A 14,406-nucleotide genomic window follows, 5' to 3' on the forward strand; every position below is an offset into this window, starting at 1 on the left:
TGATAATAGTACGTTAACGCTTTCACATTTTCATTGACTTCCCTCCCTATCTTCTATAGTTTTATTTAGTAGAAATGCATATTTATGTGCAAACGATTGTTCAGAAAGGATGAAGATTCATGTTCAAAGAAGCCGTCTACCACAGGCCGAAGAATAACTATGCTTACGCGTATGATGAGAAGACCATACACATTCGTTTACGAACAAAAAAAGAGGATATGGATGCTGTCCAACTGATTCACGGTGATCCATACAACTGGGCAGATGGACATTGGCAGACAGAACAGAAGCCGATGGAAAAGTCCGGTTCCGACGAACTTTTCGACTATTGGTTTGCAACGTTAGAGCCCCCGCACCGCAGACTGCGCTACTCCTTTTTACTGGATGATGGAGAAGAGGAAGTCGTCTTTACCGAAAAAGGGTTTTATGATGAGATTCCATTAGACGATACAGCCTACCACTTTTGCTTCCCGTTCCTGAACAGCATCGACGTTTTCCAGCCGCCTGAATGGGTGAAAGATACGGTGTGGTATCAGATTTTCCCTGAACGGTTCGCTAACGGAGATGCCTCCCTCGATCCTGAAGGTACCTTACCATGGGGAAGCACAGAACCAACTCCATCGAACTTTTTTGGAGGGGATTTTCAAGGTGTCATCAACCACCTCGATCATCTAGAAAATCTCGGGATCAACGGCATTTACTTCACGCCCATTTTCAAGGCTCATTCCAACCATAAATATGACACGATCGACTACATGGAGATCGACCCGCAATTCGGTGATAAGGAATCTTTCCGCAAGCTCGTGAAAGAGTGCCATAAACGCGGGATTCGCGTCATGTTGGACGCTGTCTTTAATCATAGCGGTTATTATTTCGAACCGTTTCAGGACGTATTGAAAAATGGAATCAATTCCAAATATGCCGACTGGTTCCATTTAAGAGAAGAAAAAGTCGTGACAGAGCCTCTTCCAAATTACGATGCTTTCGCTTATGTGTCCAGCATGCCGAAACTAAACACCGAGAACCCTGAGGTCAAAGATTACCTACTGAAAGTCGCACGATACTGGATTGAAGAGTTTGATATCGACGGATGGCGACTGGACGTTGCGAATGAAGTAGACCATGCCTTCTGGAGGGACTTCCGCCAAACCGTCAAAGAAGTAAAGGCAGACGCCTATATCCTTGGTGAAATTTGGCATGACTCGATGCCATGGCTCCAGGGCGATCAATTCGATGCGGTCATGAACTACCCTTTCACAAATGCGGTCATCGACTTTTTTGCAAAGAAAAAAATAACTCTCGATCAATTCAAGAATCAGTTGTCCCATGTTCAGCATATGTATCCTGTATCGGTCAATGAAGTGGCGTTCAACCTCCTTGACAGTCACGATACACCTAGAGTCCTGACCTATGCCGATAAAGATAAGAGAGCGGCTAAATTGATGTATCTTTTCCAGCTTTCGTACGAAGGAACTCCTTGCATATATTACGGAGATGAAATCGGAATGACAGGCGGGGAAGACCCTGGCTGCCGAAAATGCATGATATGGGATGACGAGGACCAAGACCAGGAGTTGTTTTCCTTTATACAGAAGTTGATCGGCCATCGGAAATCAGAGCCCGCCTTTGGTAATCAGGGCCGGTTTTCATTCGTTGATTACGGTGAGGAGGTCCTTGCCTATGAGAAAAAGTCTGACGAGCAGACCCTGTTGTTCTTGATCAACCTTTCACCCGACTCCCTTTCTATAGAGGACCCGTACTCATCAAGAATTGTGGACGGTGACCAAAACTTAACAGTAAAAGGGAAGAAAGCATCCTTAAGTCCATCTGGATATTTAATTTTGGAGAAAAAGTAATGTAGAGGAGTCTTTCCATGACTCAAGCTAAAAAAATGACGCTGTTCGCGCTCACATGGCCGATCTTCATTGAAGTTCTGCTTCACATGTTGATGGGCAATGCCGATACACTCATGCTCAGTCAGTACTCCGACGAGGCCGTAGCGGCCGTCGGGGTCTCCAACCAAATCCTTTCTGTCGTGATCGTCATGTTCGGATTCGTCGCAACCGGGGCAGCGATCTTAGTTGCCCAAAACCTTGGGGCCCAACAAAAGAAAGAGGCAGGGAGCATCACCGTCACGTCACTCAGTGTCAACTTGTGGTTTTCCCTTCTTCTCAGCTTCGGCCTCTTTGTATTCAGCGAACAGATCCTGAATGTGATGGATCTGCCACCCTCTTTGATGGGAGACGCCACCGACTACATGAACATTGTCGGCGGACTTATTTTCGTCCAGGCGATGCTTATGACGATCGGAGCGCTTTTACGAAGCTATGGTCACACGAAAGATCCGATGTATGTCACGATCGGCATGAACATCCTGAACGTCATCGGCAACTACTTTGTCATTTTCGGGCCGTTCGGAATGCCCGTCTTTGGAGTCGAAGGGGTCGCTTATGTCACAGCGATTTCGAGAGGGATCGGTTTCCTCGTTCTCCTATTATTGCTCATTAAGCGTGTAGCGGGTGATCTACCTTGGCGATCTTTTTATCACTATGAGAAAGCACATATTAAAAACCTGCTTCATATCGGTGTACCATCAGCCGGCGAGCAGCTTTCCTACAATGCCAGTCAAATGGTCATCACCTACTTCGTCGCACAAATGGGAGCGACCGCAATTACGACGAAAGTCTATGCTCAAAACTTGATGATGTTCATATTTTTATGCTCGATCGCCATCGGGCAAGGGACGCAAATATTGATCGGACATCATATCGGGGCTAAAGAGACAGAAAAAGCTTACCGGCAATGCATTCGGAGCTTACAGTTAGCCATTGCCATTTCTCTATCCGTTGCGGTCGTCTTTTATTTTTCCAGTGACTTTTTGTTGGGACTCTTTACTGATGACCAGACCATCATAGCAACGGGCGGAACCTTGTTACTGCTGACAGTTCTACTGGAGCCTGGACGGGCCTTCAACCTCGTCGTCATCAACTCACTAAGAGCCGCTGGCGACGTCCGCTTTCCCGTCATCGTCGGAATTCTATCGATGTGGGGAATCCAGGTGACGATCGCGTGGATTTTCGGTCTCCATTTTGCTTATGGTCTGATCGGAATCTGGATCGGCTTCATTGTGGATGAATGGCTGCGCGGTGTCCTTATGCTGCGAAGATGGAAATCGAGAATATGGCTGAAGAAATCTTTTGTTACGCCAAATGAAAAAGCGCACAGTCAAGCGAATACAAGCTGACTGTGCGCTTTTTTCGATTCTAATGGATATATTTGGTGTGCCAGGTCATACATAAATTGGAAATTTAGATAATCATCGTGCCTTTACTCCTTCACTCAGGTTGCTGGAGAAGGTTTTTAATTTGTTCATATCGGAAACATCTTCTTCAAATAATGGGATTTGAATCAACTGCTGCTCTTTGAATTTCTCCCTAATTTCCTCAAGGTATGTTCTTTCCTGTTTTCGTCTCTTTGCAAGAAATTCACCATCTGCGTAATCTGGCAGTACTTTATTGATAATCAGAGTTTGAACCATCAAGTCATGCTGTTTTAATTTACGAATCGCCTGTTCTGTTTCAAGAATGGGAAGCCGCTCGGGGATCAAGACAAAAACAAAACCAGTCAGACGAGGATCAAGAATCACTTTCCTTACTGCAGCAAACTTCTCTTTCCTTTGCTGTAACACATCGTAAATCGGATCATCGACAGGGTCTCCATCATTCAGTAGTTGCGTATAATTGTCATTAATCTTTTTCCTGCGTTCAAGCATCCCGTCAATCCAAACACTCATTAACTCGGGTAATGTTAATAAACGAATCGTATGTCCTGTCGGTGCTGTATCAAATACGATCTTGTCAAAGTGCTCGGATTCTTCAAGAATAATAGAGATGAGCCGATCAAACAGAGCTGCTTCATCGGCTCCCGGAGATGCACTCGCCATATCAATCTGCCTGTGAACTTCTTCGACCATTTTTGATTTCACAAGGCCTTCCAAGTTATCTTTCACACCTTCGATATACCGTTTAGATTCATGAAAGGGATCGATTTCAATCCCCCAAAGGTTTTCCAATAATTCCGTCTTTTCATGATTGACTTTTTTGTGAAAAATATCCCCGAGGTTATGGGCAGGATCTGTAGATACGACAAGCGTACGATGCCCTTCTTTAGCAAACGCAACAGCAAGGGCGGCGGAGGATGTTGATTTTCCCACTCCTCCTTTTCCACCTACAAATATTACTTTATTCTTATGCAAACCTTCCATTCAACTTCCTCCTCTAGCAACAACGAATGCCATCGAGTGGAGACTTTTCCATCCCCATCCGCAAATGCCAATCGTGGAACTTTTCAATGATGTGCGGATATAACTCTAACGTATAATAAAAAGCCGGATTTGGTATCCCTAGCATGTCTGAATAGACAAGAAGTAAAAAGAGATCATCCTCATCCCTTAGTTCCCTGGCAATCTCTTGTTTGTGAGGGAGGCTTAACACTTCATCATAAAACTCAAATAACCGCTTTAACGAAAACTTTTTCTCCATGTCTCTCCCTCCTTACTTTCTATCCATCTACCATTAATGAACAAGCTATTGTAACGCATTCGAAAAAAGATCGACCGCAACGCACTCCCAGCGGATACATTTCCTCGCTTTACGTGCTTGATAAAATAAACGAGAATGGCCAGCAGATTCCTTGGATCTACATAATCCACATGCACCCCTTCGCTTTGATTCCCTCTGTACCACTCCCCTAGTTTTTCCCGGTCCTGGTCGTGGTGCTTGAACTCTTCTTTCATGTTAATGAGACCGTCGTCATCACTGCATATTCCTCCACAGCATCCCATACCAATTTCTTTCTCAGGGCGAATGATCATGATCTCCTTCATGGTGTCGATACTCCTTTCAAGGAAAAAGAAAGCCGACAAATGCCGGCTTCCTTTTATGATTACGCACTTTTCTCAATAGAATCGTCACGATTCCCTGCAATCGCAGAAAACGCTGTAATGAGAATCCAGAAGGTAAACACAAGGATGATGGCACCGAAAGTAAACAGCATCCAGTCGCTTCCTTCATTCCATGGCGCCCACTCAGTCACCACCTGGTCAATCATGGCCCACAACGTCATAAACATGAGGAAGACCATCGGTATGATTGTAGGCAGATAGTTTCGTCCTTGACGTTTCAACCAAATAGAAACAAGTAACAAACTGATCCCTGCCAAAAGCTGGTTCGAGGTTCCAAATAAAGGCCAAAGCAAGTACCCACCAGAGCCGAACCCTTTAGGACCTTGAGGGATTAAAGTCAAAGCCGCACTGGAAACAACGGCGACGGTTGTCGCGACATGCGTTTTCGTCAGTGGCGTCAGCTTATATTCCGTCCCCAGTTCTGCAATGATATAACGCATCAAACGAACAGAAGAGTCTAGTGTCGTTGCCGCAAAGCTTACGACGATGACAGAAACAATCGTTGCTGCAACAGATGCAGGAATTCCAAGTCCAGAAGCAAGCTGCCCAGCCCCTTGGATAAAGACGCCAAGTCCAGCACCACTCGCCGCTGTAAACCCGCTGTATGTCGCTGAAAATTCACCTGCTGTAGGGAAAAATGTAACAACAGCGATGATTGCAACAAGAGCCAAAGCCCCTTCACCGACTGAGCCCAAATAACCGACAAAACGAGCATCTGTCTCTTTATTCAACTGTTTCGAAGATGTACCGGACGACACAAGACCGTGGAAGCCGGAAATGGCTCCACATGCAATTGTGATGAACAACAATGGGAACCAGGACGTATCCGCAGAAGCGTTTGTCACAGGTGCCGTAATTTCAGGGTTTGTGAAAAGCAGTCCCAAGTAAAGAAGACCAAGTCCAACAATTAGCTGATGGGAGTTGATATAGTCTCTCGGCTGCAAAAGCTTCCAAACAGGCAAGGTGGAAGCGATATACACGTACACCATCAAGACGACAATCCATACGAAGAAGGCCATGGACGTCGCATTAAGTCCAAATAATGTTGAAGCACCTTCGCCGCCAAAATAGCGGACTAGGTCGATTTGCAAAGCAGGTACATAACTCGCAACGATTGCTGCTAAATACATGACCGCAAGCGCTACGATGGATGGAAGCAGCATATTCCCTTGCTTTTTATACACACTGTAACCAATCCAGATGGCCAGTGGTATTTGAATGAAAACAGATAGGACACTCGCAGGAAATGAAATGAATAGATTCGCAATGACCCAGGCAAAAACAGCGTTTACCATTAAAACAAGCAATAAAATGATAAATAAAAACAACACTTTCGCCTTTTGACCGATCAATTTACTGGCTAGCGTACCGATCGATTGTCCTTTGTTCCTTACCGATAACACAAGTGTACCGAAATCATGGACCCCGGCTGCAAAAACAGTTCCTAACAATACCCAGAGCACAGCCGGCAGCCAGCCCCAATACACGGCAATCGCTGGTCCGACAATCGGCGCTGCCCCTGCAACGGAAGTGAAATGGTGTCCCCATAACACGAACTTATTCGTCGGGACAAAATCGACACCGTCCTTATACTGATGGGCGGGTGTGACATAGTTCGGATCGAGACGATAGATTTTTTCAGCAATGAATTTCGAATAATACCGATAACCTAAAAAAAAGACGAGACCTCCTACGACAGCTAACCAAATCCCACTCACAAAAACCCTCCTCAATCTACAAAATTATGTATGCGTTTACATTTAAATGTATTATATATTACTTCCCTTTCTAAATTCAATGCATATACAGATTTTTCTGAAAATAATAGATAAAAAAAGAGAGAAGCTCTTGCTTCCCTCTTACTGAGCGGATGTTTTTACTTCATCATAGTTATTAACAGAACGTGTAATTCCTAGGAAAGTAGGTTTCCCTTTTGGCAACTTACCAAAAAGCAAACCGGCAAAAGGCAAGTAACGATGAGCAAGCCAAATGATGAGATAACAGAAAAACAATGTCAGACCAAACCTCAGCATTATACCAATATGAAACCAATAGTTACTCGGAGTTGGTACAACCTGCGCTACTACTTTCAAAACAATCGGATGGAGTAGATAAAAACCAAACGAATAAACAGCAATATTCTTCACGTATGGAAGAATCGGTCTCCATTTGCGTGAGATGATTTCCATCAACCTGAACATTACATAGCTACCCGCCATCATATAAATTAAATTCACAACCAAATACGTCCACCCCGGTAAATAAATAGAAGATACCGTGTAGAGATGGTAGTAAAGTTGGACAGTTGCAATCCCCGCTGCAACGGCGACAAAAACCCAAGCAATGGTTGATTTGTTATAAATTCTTTGTTTTTGTTCTTTAAAGTTCATACCAATCCAGGCCCCTAATAAATACGGCCCCATACTGCTCAAAAAGAAAGTAAAAGGAATAAATTGATACTCACGATTAAGAAAATGGTACATAACAGCGATGAGCATTCCAAAAAACCATAGATACTTCCTAAAAAACGTTACTTTCTTTACAACAAATAAAATAGCTGGAAAAAATAAATAAAATTGCACAATCAAGAATATAAAATGGAGCTGATAAAACGATTCCCCTTTTAAAATGCGCAAAGCTATTTCACTAACATTAAAAGGTACAGCTCCTATATAGATGGAGTAAACTTCATAGAATAATGCCCAAGCAAGATAAGGAACAACAATATATAAAGCCCTCTTCTTATAAAAAGACTTTAATTCATTCCAATCCATTTTCTGTTCAATATATTTATAGAAAAACACCATAGCAGTGATCATAATGAAGATCCCTGCTTCTATTCTTATAATTCTATTGAGAAAATGATACTTTTCGAACGCATCACCATCTGCCGGTAAAATGGAGGCATACGTTCCCGTGACGTGAACGAGAACCACCATGACCATGGCAAAGAGCCGTAATAGAAAGATAGACTCAATTTTTTCTCTAGCCATTTTTATCAACCTCATTTGTAATCATGATTTAAACACACGTCATCTTACCATGGTCAAGCTTCATTTTTGGGGTTGTTGCTGTTTTATAATCTCTTTTTTAATTATGGTAATATTTAAGGTAGATATTGGACATGTGACAACGCTTAAGTAGCGTCAATCTTCCCAAGGAAAAAACCATCCACTTCGTCAAGTTTCCCCCGCCAGTAAAAACTCCCTTCCGAAGGCGTGGGCTGGGAATCGCCATTGTACACTTGCGCCTCTTCCAGATGGATATAGTTGATTTCCTCATGTGCATAGTTGACCTCACTCGCACGGGACAATTTCTCACTCAATTCCTGGGAAATCTCATTACCGTTTTCAAAGGTACGGCTCAACGATTGCATATATTTCTTCGCAGATACCGTTGTTCCAGTAACTAACGCACCATTGACGTTCAACGTAATATCAAGAGAAAAATCCCCCTGATTTGCTGCTTTTACAAAATTTCGTAGAATATTATCCATTTATCCTTTTCCCTCCTATAAGCATTTTTACTTTGTCGTATCGTCATTAACGGTTAATGTCGTCCCTGTTTTCACCGTTTCTTTTGTACCTTTATTTTCATCGTTGTTTACTGGTTCTTTACTTTCTTGAGTAGCTTCATCTTCTTCGTTGTTTACTGGTTCTTCACTTTCTTGAGCATCCTCTTCCTCGTTGTTCACAGGTTCTTCACTTTCTTGAGTATCCTCTTCCTCACCGTTGTTTAACGTACCTTCATTCTCTGTTTTTTCTTCTTCCGTTTCCTCATTATCAGCGGTGCCCATTTGTTCATCATCAGCGTGATCGGTTTCCTCCGTGGCAGCCGCTTCATCAGGGGACTCCAGTTGTTTTTGAGAAAGATCCGCTCCATTTAGGGAAGGTGTTTCTTCCTTTTCTTCCTCTTCATCAGAACCGCTTTTCACTTTGTCTTTCACACGACCGACCATTTCACTCGTTTTATCCTTCGTTTGGTTTTTCAAATCCTTCAGGTGTCCACCGGCTTTTTCTGCTTTTTCCTTCATACTTCCCTTTTGTTCTTCTGCGCGATTCGGTTTCAGAAAATATCCAGCCGCTGCTCCAAGCACCCCGCCTACGATAGCTTTGGTCACCCGGTGATTACTCTTGCTTTCTGTTTCTTGCTGTTTGTTCTCTTCATTTGTAGGGTGGGTCAACTGTGTTTTGGATTCACTCATGGTTCATCTCTCCTCTTATTTTTGATAGACTTCCTGCATGTTTTTCTCCAATTGTGCAATGCGTTTTTGCAGTTCTTCATTTTCTTTTTCTAATGCTTCGTTATTTGATTGAGCGGCTTTGGAATTCAAATACGGGTCGGTTTCCCACCAGTCCATGCCGATTTCTTTCGCTTTATCGACAGAGGCGACGATGAGGCGGATCTTAATCGTTAGAAGCTCCACGTCTGCCAACCCCACCCTGATATCACCGGCGATGACCACTCCTTTATCCAGAACGGTTTCTAACACATCCACAATACTGTTTGACTGAGTCGGGTGTTCAATGGACATCTAAGATGCCTCCTTTTTATAACAAATTGCCTAAAGGTCCGAGATCGATATTGAGATCTTCATCATTCAGGTCGAAAATTTCTTTCAGTTCATCCATTTTCACGTCGAGGTTCATAAGAGCCACACCCAGCTGCTCGATTTGCTCTTCGGACAACGTTCCACCATCCACACGGCGAATCGCTTGTTTTTCCACGAGTTGACGAAGCAGTTCAATGACGGTCAAGACGAGTTGCGCAAGCCCTTGCTCCGCTCCGTCCGGGTCTAAATTGAGCCGGCCGCTTTTAAATGGCTGCTCTTGCAAATTATTTTGTGACACGTTCCAACGCCTCCTTTTCACTATCCAGCGTTTTAGAGTTCAGGGAGTCATCCAAACTGGATTGGACAAGAGTTTCTACAGAGGAAATCAATACTTTCAAATCCACATAGACAAGATCAATCCCGGCAATGGATATGATGATATCCCCTTTGATGGCCACCCCTTTATCCAAAACGGTATCCAAGATATCGATGAGAGCAATATCCTGATTCTCATAATTTTCTCTGTAGGACACTCAGTCCACCTCACTTTTAGAGAGTGACGAAAAGTGATAAGGAGGCCATGGACCTGTCACTTCAATCACCCAGCCTGCCTTTTCCCCTTGCTCATTTGCGTTTGTTATATTTTTTAAGAAAGTTTCTACTTTTCCGAGCTCGATCAAGTAGGCACCATTCCAACACATATCCGCATCTTTTCCGGTAACGTTCTTATTCCAGACTTTTTTCTCAGCTGTGTCTTCACATAGTGCCTGCCACTCACTATGTAACTGCCTCACGTATTTCTGCTGTTCTTGCAATACTTGCCGCTCAATGGACTGATCGAGTTTTTTCCTTTGCAAGTACTGCATTCCTTTAGACATCTGTGAAATTTCTTCTTTTTTCTTTTGAATCTCAGGATGATGGTCTGCTACCTGCTCTTTTAATAGGTCCGAGTGGTTGAAGACTTTGATGTTCCACTCTTCTTTTCCTTTTAACTTCTCTAAAAGCGTCATCCATTCTTTTTCATGGGCATCCATCTTCTTTTTCAGACTTTCTTCATGCTGGAAAATCGTACAAAATTTCATCGGAATCAAGGTGAGGACATTCTTCAAGCTCATTAATATTTCATGATGAAGATAAGCCTTTTCCTGCACCCATTCCATTTGTTGCGTGTTCGTTTCCAATGCCTCTTCTCCAAACTCTCCGTCGTCGACACGGCTGACGATTGCTGAACACCAGTCATAATCCAGCACTTCAAGACCAGCCTTCCCATCGATTCCCTTAAGGTCAGGGATGGTTTGAGATTCTGCTTCCTCTTTAAGAGTGATGCCATACAAATACAGTAGCCTTTCCATCTTGAAAACTCCTTACTTCCTTTTCGTCATGTTCTCCCATTGCTCCATCTCCAGCTTTTTGGCGACCTCATAGCGTATAAGCAGCTCTTCTTCCTGCTCCTCATAATGCTCTTCTGAAATCTCTTCCAATTCATACATCATTTGCAACTGGATTAATTTCTTTTGAATATGCTCGATGTCGTACATTTCCTTATCCACTTCTTCTTTTACATGCTCTCCGACTTTTTTTATCAAATGGATGGGCGAAGTGAATAGTTTATGAATCATGAGGCTTCTACTTTCAGCTTGATGTTGATGAAATTATACGCAGGCCACGGTCCTGTATATTTGAAATCAACATACTCCTTCCACCGCTCATGCAGTTCATTGACTTTTTGATCGAACGCCTCTTCCTTTTCCCGATCTATTAGATAAGCTCCATTCAGAAGCATTTTTTCACCAATCGTATCGTTCACCTGGGAAGCTTCCGCTAATTGATCCAACGGACCATGGATGGTGGTTTCGATTTCTTTCTGAATCTGTGTAAAAAAGTCACGAGCCATCTCTCCGAGTTGAATCCGGTCGAAATAACCGGCCGCTTCCGATTTGTTCGCTACCGTTTCCTTTTTCTTTTTCACCCGGTCGCTCTGGTTGATCTGCTCTTCCAGCCACTCTCTTTTTCCAATGATTTTTAAACCGATTTCGATCTTATCCCTTACTTCAACAAACAACTTTTCCAGTTGAGGATAAAGGTTTTCAATGAGCACTTGTGTATCTTCTTTCGTATTAAAAACATTCCCAAAACTGATGGGAACGACAGAACTCTCGGTTTCCATGACTCTCGAAATCACTTGCTGGTGAGTCATGAGTGCTTTTTTCTTCGGATGATAAATTTTTATCGGAGCTTCTACAGCTACCATGGCTGCATCTTTATGATGGACCGTGAAAACTTCTTTTTCTTCCCCTTCGAATTCAACCGTACCGAAACTTTTCTCCTCTGTTGTTTGAATACAACAAAAAACATAGATTCCCATTTGTTCACTCATAAACAGTCTACCTCCTAAACCTTTTTGCAATGATCAAGAATAATTTTCCTTGCTTTTTCTTCATCCTTCGTCACCGATAATACGGAAAAATAGGTCATATCCAGACATAGGTTCTGGAATGCCTCATTTCTTCCATCCACACGTACACTTGTTTTTTCAGCAATATCAGCAATCATGATCGAGGCACGCAAACTCAGAAAATCTTCTTTCCCATCCATCGATTGTTTCACTTCTCTTACAAAACGAACGATGGCTTCGGCTTTCTTCTGCCTAATTTTCGTCCTCTCCATCACAACTGCCACCTCAGCTTCCAAACTCATGGCATGCAATGGGATGGAAATCATCCGGTCCATCAGTGCATCCTGCGTATCATAAACCCCGATATACTCAGCGGGATTACTTGTAAAAACGATCCTGAAGTCCGGGTGGACCCTGATATGTGAATCCTTGGATTTCGATCCATACAAAGGCAGGATCTTTTCTTCGAGAACAGACAAAAACAAATTATTCGTTTCCGGACTCGATCTTGTGAACTCGTCATACACCAGGGTATGGCCATGTTTCACCGCTTCATACAGGTGTCCGCTCACCCAGTCTTCCGTAACATTTTCTTCAATCTTTTGAACGGTTCTTACAAAATTATCGTTCAGCTTTTTCCGGCTGTATCCTTTATAAGCACCAATCAAGTCGTCATTGGTCAAATCCTTATTCCCTGAAATCAGGGTGACGGGCTTGTTCCTTTGCTTCGCCACATGAATGGCAAGCGTCGTTTTCCCGATGCCCGACGGGCCGGTATAATGCACAGGATAACCGGCGGATAAATAATTCAAGGAACGGCGGATCAGGTTTTTAAAGAAAGGTTGGTCGTAAACGTGTTGGTTTGCAGAAGGACGGTTGCTGGTTTGTTTCAGTACACTCATCACCCTGCCTCCTACTGCTCGACCTGTTCTTCAATGTCCGTACGATACCTGAGGCTTAGTCGGGAAAAGCCTGTCACTTCACTGTTCTCATCAAGGAAAACTTCATATAACCCAATCATTTGGTCTCTGGCATACTTTTTCATATATTCCTTTTCTTCGATCACTTCAACCAACACCCGCCATTCCTGATCTTTCTTTCTGGCGGAAATGATTTTATGTGGAGGTGCAATATTTTCTTTGAAAAAATCGGTAACTTCATTCAAGACCTTCATAGCAGTGTATCCCTCTCTTTTCCTATCAATCTGTTTTCACATCATATAGGAACAAGATGGAACCAATAGAGATTCCATCCTATCCCTCTTAGAAAAACGGCAGTCGTTTATATACTGAATTCCCCACGTTCGTTCGACGTACGAGAAGATGTTTCCTCACCTTCACCCAGACGGCCGCCGAGTCCTTCCTCTTCGACCTCATCGCGTAAAAGACCGACAGCTTCTGCATACCTGAGCCATGTATCCACACTGGCAATAACTACTCTCGCTTCTATTGTAATCAATTCAATCCCTACAACTGATACGCGGGCAAACGCGTCGATTACAATCCCTTTATCCAAAATACGGTCAACCACTTCTGCAAGACTAGAACTATCTGTTGATTTTTGAATCGCCATGTTAAATCTCCTCTCCTTATTTACGAATGATACGTTTTGATACTCGATAAACCTTTGATATCTTTTGGACCCTTAATAGAAGCGGAACTCTTTATATGAGAGATGCCTTTAATATCGTTCGCTCCTTTGATCCTTCCACTTGAAGAACTGTTCTCACTTATCGAACGCTGCATCTGCTCTCCGGATTCTTTGACAGATCCGAGTTTTTCCTTGAATTCAAGCAGATGTTCCTGAACCTTCTGCTTTACTTCCTCAGCCTTTGAATGGACGTGATCTGCATTCGCTGAAGTTTTCTCCTGAAGCTCTCCTTTCATGTCCTCGATTTGGGACTGCATCTGCCTTTTGAATTGCTCCCGGAAAAAATCTCCCGCTTGATCACTCATTTCATCCGTGGCATGTTCAGTCGCCTCTTGAGGGTCATCTGCTTTCCGGATAATTTTATTAACCGGATTTGGCAACTTATCTTTGATAACAGCCGCAGACTTTTTTATACCTCCTTCCACTTGATCAAGAATCGATGGATCTTCCTCCTGACCGTTTCGTAGATGAGACATCAATACCACCCCGTTACTATTCATATATAATTTTTGGCTGGTTTCTACCCTTACTTCCCACGAATGGCTTTATGAAACCCTTTGCTTGATAAAAAAGTTGAAAAATGGTAAGAATTACATCCAATATTACGGAAACCCTGAATCTATAAGACTAGGGAATCACAGGAAAATAGATTCCTTTACAAAAATGACAGTTCCATTAAAAAATCACACTTGCCCTTCACAAAAAATAAGTGGCTAGCTTTCTCGTCCAAACCATTCCACTTTTCCCTATTTACTTCCATTTAAGTGAACCCCAAGACCCTTTTCGCTTTCATGAACTTGGGAATATCGCTCTCTAAAACCCCTTTTAAGAGCCATACATCATATC

At 43.0% G+C, this 14,406-nt stretch carries 19 protein-coding genes; 2 read left to right on the plus strand and 17 right to left on the minus strand.

What is annotated here, in order from left to right; genetic code table 11:
- Positions 1–119: 119 nt before the first annotated feature.
- A complete protein-coding gene (locus GLV98_RS06900) occupies positions 120–1,856 on the plus strand; it encodes a glycoside hydrolase family 13 protein (RefSeq protein ID WP_160913432.1) in 1,737 nt (578 codons plus the stop codon).
- 17 nt (positions 1,857–1,873) lie between these two features.
- On the plus strand, positions 1,874–3,244 hold the full coding sequence (locus GLV98_RS06905) for an MATE family efflux transporter (protein ID WP_160913434.1): 1,371 nt from the start codon (positions 1,874–1,876) through the stop codon (positions 3,242–3,244).
- Between the two features lie 72 nt (positions 3,245–3,316).
- Here GLV98_RS06905 and GLV98_RS06910 read toward each other — a convergent pair whose 3' ends face one another.
- The 17 genes from GLV98_RS06910 to gvpQ all read right to left on the minus strand — a co-directional run bounded on the left by GLV98_RS06910 (position 3,317) and on the right by gvpQ (position 14,036).
- A complete protein-coding gene (locus GLV98_RS06910; protein WP_160913437.1) occupies positions 3,317–4,264 on the minus strand; it encodes an ArsA family ATPase in 948 nt (315 codons plus the stop codon).
- 13 nt (positions 4,265–4,277) lie between these two features.
- On the minus strand, positions 4,278–4,541 hold the full coding sequence (locus GLV98_RS06915) for a cory-CC-star protein (protein ID WP_089651275.1): 264 nt from the start codon (positions 4,539–4,541) through the stop codon (positions 4,278–4,280).
- Positions 4,520–4,885 carry a hypothetical protein gene (locus tag GLV98_RS06920; protein ID WP_160913439.1) on the minus strand — a complete coding sequence of 122 codons (366 nt, stop codon included), beginning with the start codon at positions 4,883–4,885 and terminating at the stop codon, positions 4,520–4,522. Before GLV98_RS06920 ends, GLV98_RS06915 begins: the two co-directional genes overlap by 22 nt.
- 59 nt (positions 4,886–4,944) lie before the next feature.
- Positions 4,945–6,681, minus strand: a complete 1,737-nt coding sequence (locus GLV98_RS06925) for a carbon starvation CstA family protein (RefSeq protein ID WP_160913441.1) — start codon at positions 6,679–6,681, stop codon at positions 4,945–4,947.
- Positions 6,682–6,822: 141 nt separating this feature from the next.
- Entirely contained in the window at positions 6,823–7,956 is a 1,134-nt protein-coding gene (locus tag GLV98_RS06930) for an acyltransferase (protein ID WP_237417062.1), read from the minus strand.
- Between the two features lie 143 nt (positions 7,957–8,099).
- Entirely contained in the window at positions 8,100–8,459 is a 360-nt protein-coding gene (gene gvpU / locus GLV98_RS06935; RefSeq protein ID WP_160913445.1) for a gas vesicle accessory protein GvpU, read from the minus strand.
- A gap of 27 nt (positions 8,460–8,486) precedes the next feature.
- A complete protein-coding gene (locus tag GLV98_RS06940; RefSeq protein WP_160913447.1) occupies positions 8,487–9,167 on the minus strand; it encodes a YtxH domain-containing protein in 681 nt (226 codons plus the stop codon).
- A gap of 15 nt (positions 9,168–9,182) precedes the next feature.
- Positions 9,183–9,497, minus strand: coding sequence for a gas vesicle protein (locus GLV98_RS06945; RefSeq protein ID WP_160913449.1), 315 nt, complete (start codon positions 9,495–9,497; stop codon positions 9,183–9,185).
- 16 nt (positions 9,498–9,513) lie between these two features.
- Positions 9,514–9,813, minus strand: a complete 300-nt coding sequence (locus tag GLV98_RS06950) for a gas vesicle protein K (protein WP_337193726.1) — start codon at positions 9,811–9,813, stop codon at positions 9,514–9,516.
- Positions 9,800–10,048, minus strand: coding sequence for a gas vesicle protein (locus GLV98_RS06955; RefSeq protein WP_089651267.1), 249 nt, complete (start codon positions 10,046–10,048; stop codon positions 9,800–9,802). The genes GLV98_RS06950 and GLV98_RS06955 overlap by 14 nt, the downstream gene beginning before the upstream one ends.
- Positions 10,049–10,867 (minus strand): GvpL/GvpF family gas vesicle protein, encoded by an 819-nt coding sequence (locus tag GLV98_RS06960; protein ID WP_160913451.1) that lies wholly within the window; start codon positions 10,865–10,867, stop codon positions 10,049–10,051.
- Positions 10,868–10,879: 12 nt separating this feature from the next.
- Positions 10,880–11,134 (minus strand): gas vesicle protein GvpG, encoded by a 255-nt coding sequence (locus GLV98_RS06965; RefSeq protein WP_160913453.1) that lies wholly within the window; start codon positions 11,132–11,134, stop codon positions 10,880–10,882.
- Positions 11,131–11,892 (minus strand): GvpL/GvpF family gas vesicle protein, encoded by a 762-nt coding sequence (locus GLV98_RS06970; protein WP_160913455.1) that lies wholly within the window; start codon positions 11,890–11,892, stop codon positions 11,131–11,133. The genes GLV98_RS06965 and GLV98_RS06970 overlap by 4 nt, the downstream gene beginning before the upstream one ends.
- Positions 11,893–11,906: 14 nt before the next feature.
- A complete protein-coding gene (gvpN, locus tag GLV98_RS06975) occupies positions 11,907–12,812 on the minus strand; it encodes a gas vesicle protein GvpN (protein ID WP_160913457.1) in 906 nt (301 codons plus the stop codon).
- 11 nt (positions 12,813–12,823) lie between these two features.
- Positions 12,824–13,084: a gas vesicle protein GvpO gene (gvpO, locus tag GLV98_RS06980; RefSeq protein WP_160913459.1), complete on the minus strand. Its 261-nt coding sequence runs from the start codon at positions 13,082–13,084 to the stop codon at positions 12,824–12,826.
- 107 nt (positions 13,085–13,191) lie between these two features.
- On the minus strand, positions 13,192–13,482 hold the full coding sequence (gene gvpJ / locus GLV98_RS06985) for a gas vesicle protein GvpJ (protein WP_160913461.1): 291 nt from the start codon (positions 13,480–13,482) through the stop codon (positions 13,192–13,194).
- Positions 13,483–13,502: 20 nt separating this feature from the next.
- Positions 13,503–14,036, minus strand: coding sequence for a gas vesicle protein GvpQ (gvpQ, locus tag GLV98_RS06990; RefSeq protein ID WP_160913463.1), 534 nt, complete (start codon positions 14,034–14,036; stop codon positions 13,503–13,505).
- Positions 14,037–14,406 lie beyond the last annotated feature (370 nt).

The organism is Halobacillus litoralis (genome assembly GCF_009856415.1).
GTDB classification, from domain to species: Bacteria; Bacillota; Bacilli; order Bacillales; family Halobacillaceae; genus Halobacillus; species Halobacillus litoralis_C.

Bases quoted from the DNA above. Each gene is read 5' to 3' on its own strand.
- GLV98_RS06900 (WP_160913432.1), top strand. From the start codon at position 120: ATGTTCAAAGAAGCCGTCTACCACAGGCCGAAGAATAACTATGCTTAC.
- GLV98_RS06905 (WP_160913434.1), top strand. From the start codon at position 1,874: ATGACTCAAGCTAAAAAAATGACGCTGTTCGCGCTCACATGGCCGATC.
- GLV98_RS06910 (WP_160913437.1), bottom strand. From the start codon at position 4,264: ATGGAAGGTTTGCATAAGAATAAAGTAATATTTGTAGGTGGAAAAGGA.
- GLV98_RS06915 (WP_089651275.1), bottom strand. From the start codon at position 4,541: ATGGAGAAAAAGTTTTCGTTAAAGCGGTTATTTGAGTTTTATGATGAA.
- GLV98_RS06920 (WP_160913439.1), bottom strand. From the start codon at position 4,885: ATGAAGGAGATCATGATCATTCGCCCTGAGAAAGAAATTGGTATGGGA.
- GLV98_RS06930 (WP_237417062.1), bottom strand. From the start codon at position 7,956: ATGGCTAGAGAAAAAATTGAGTCTATCTTTCTATTACGGCTCTTTGCC.
- gvpU (WP_160913445.1), bottom strand. From the start codon at position 8,459: ATGGATAATATTCTACGAAATTTTGTAAAAGCAGCAAATCAGGGGGAT.
- GLV98_RS06940 (WP_160913447.1), bottom strand. From the start codon at position 9,167: ATGAGTGAATCCAAAACACAGTTGACCCACCCTACAAATGAAGAGAAC.
- GLV98_RS06945 (WP_160913449.1), bottom strand. From the start codon at position 9,497: ATGTCCATTGAACACCCGACTCAGTCAAACAGTATTGTGGATGTGTTA.
- GLV98_RS06960 (WP_160913451.1), bottom strand. From the start codon at position 10,867: ATGGAAAGGCTACTGTATTTGTATGGCATCACTCTTAAAGAGGAAGCA.
- GLV98_RS06965 (WP_160913453.1), bottom strand. From the start codon at position 11,134: ATGATTCATAAACTATTCACTTCGCCCATCCATTTGATAAAAAAAGTC.
- GLV98_RS06970 (WP_160913455.1), bottom strand. From the start codon at position 11,892: ATGAGTGAACAAATGGGAATCTATGTTTTTTGTTGTATTCAAACAACA.
- gvpN (WP_160913457.1), bottom strand. From the start codon at position 12,812: ATGAGTGTACTGAAACAAACCAGCAACCGTCCTTCTGCAAACCAACAC.
- gvpO (WP_160913459.1), bottom strand. From the start codon at position 13,084: ATGAAGGTCTTGAATGAAGTTACCGATTTTTTCAAAGAAAATATTGCA.
- gvpJ (WP_160913461.1), bottom strand. From the start codon at position 13,482: ATGGCGATTCAAAAATCAACAGATAGTTCTAGTCTTGCAGAAGTGGTT.
- gvpQ (WP_160913463.1), bottom strand. From the start codon at position 14,036: ATGTCTCATCTACGAAACGGTCAGGAGGAAGATCCATCGATTCTTGAT.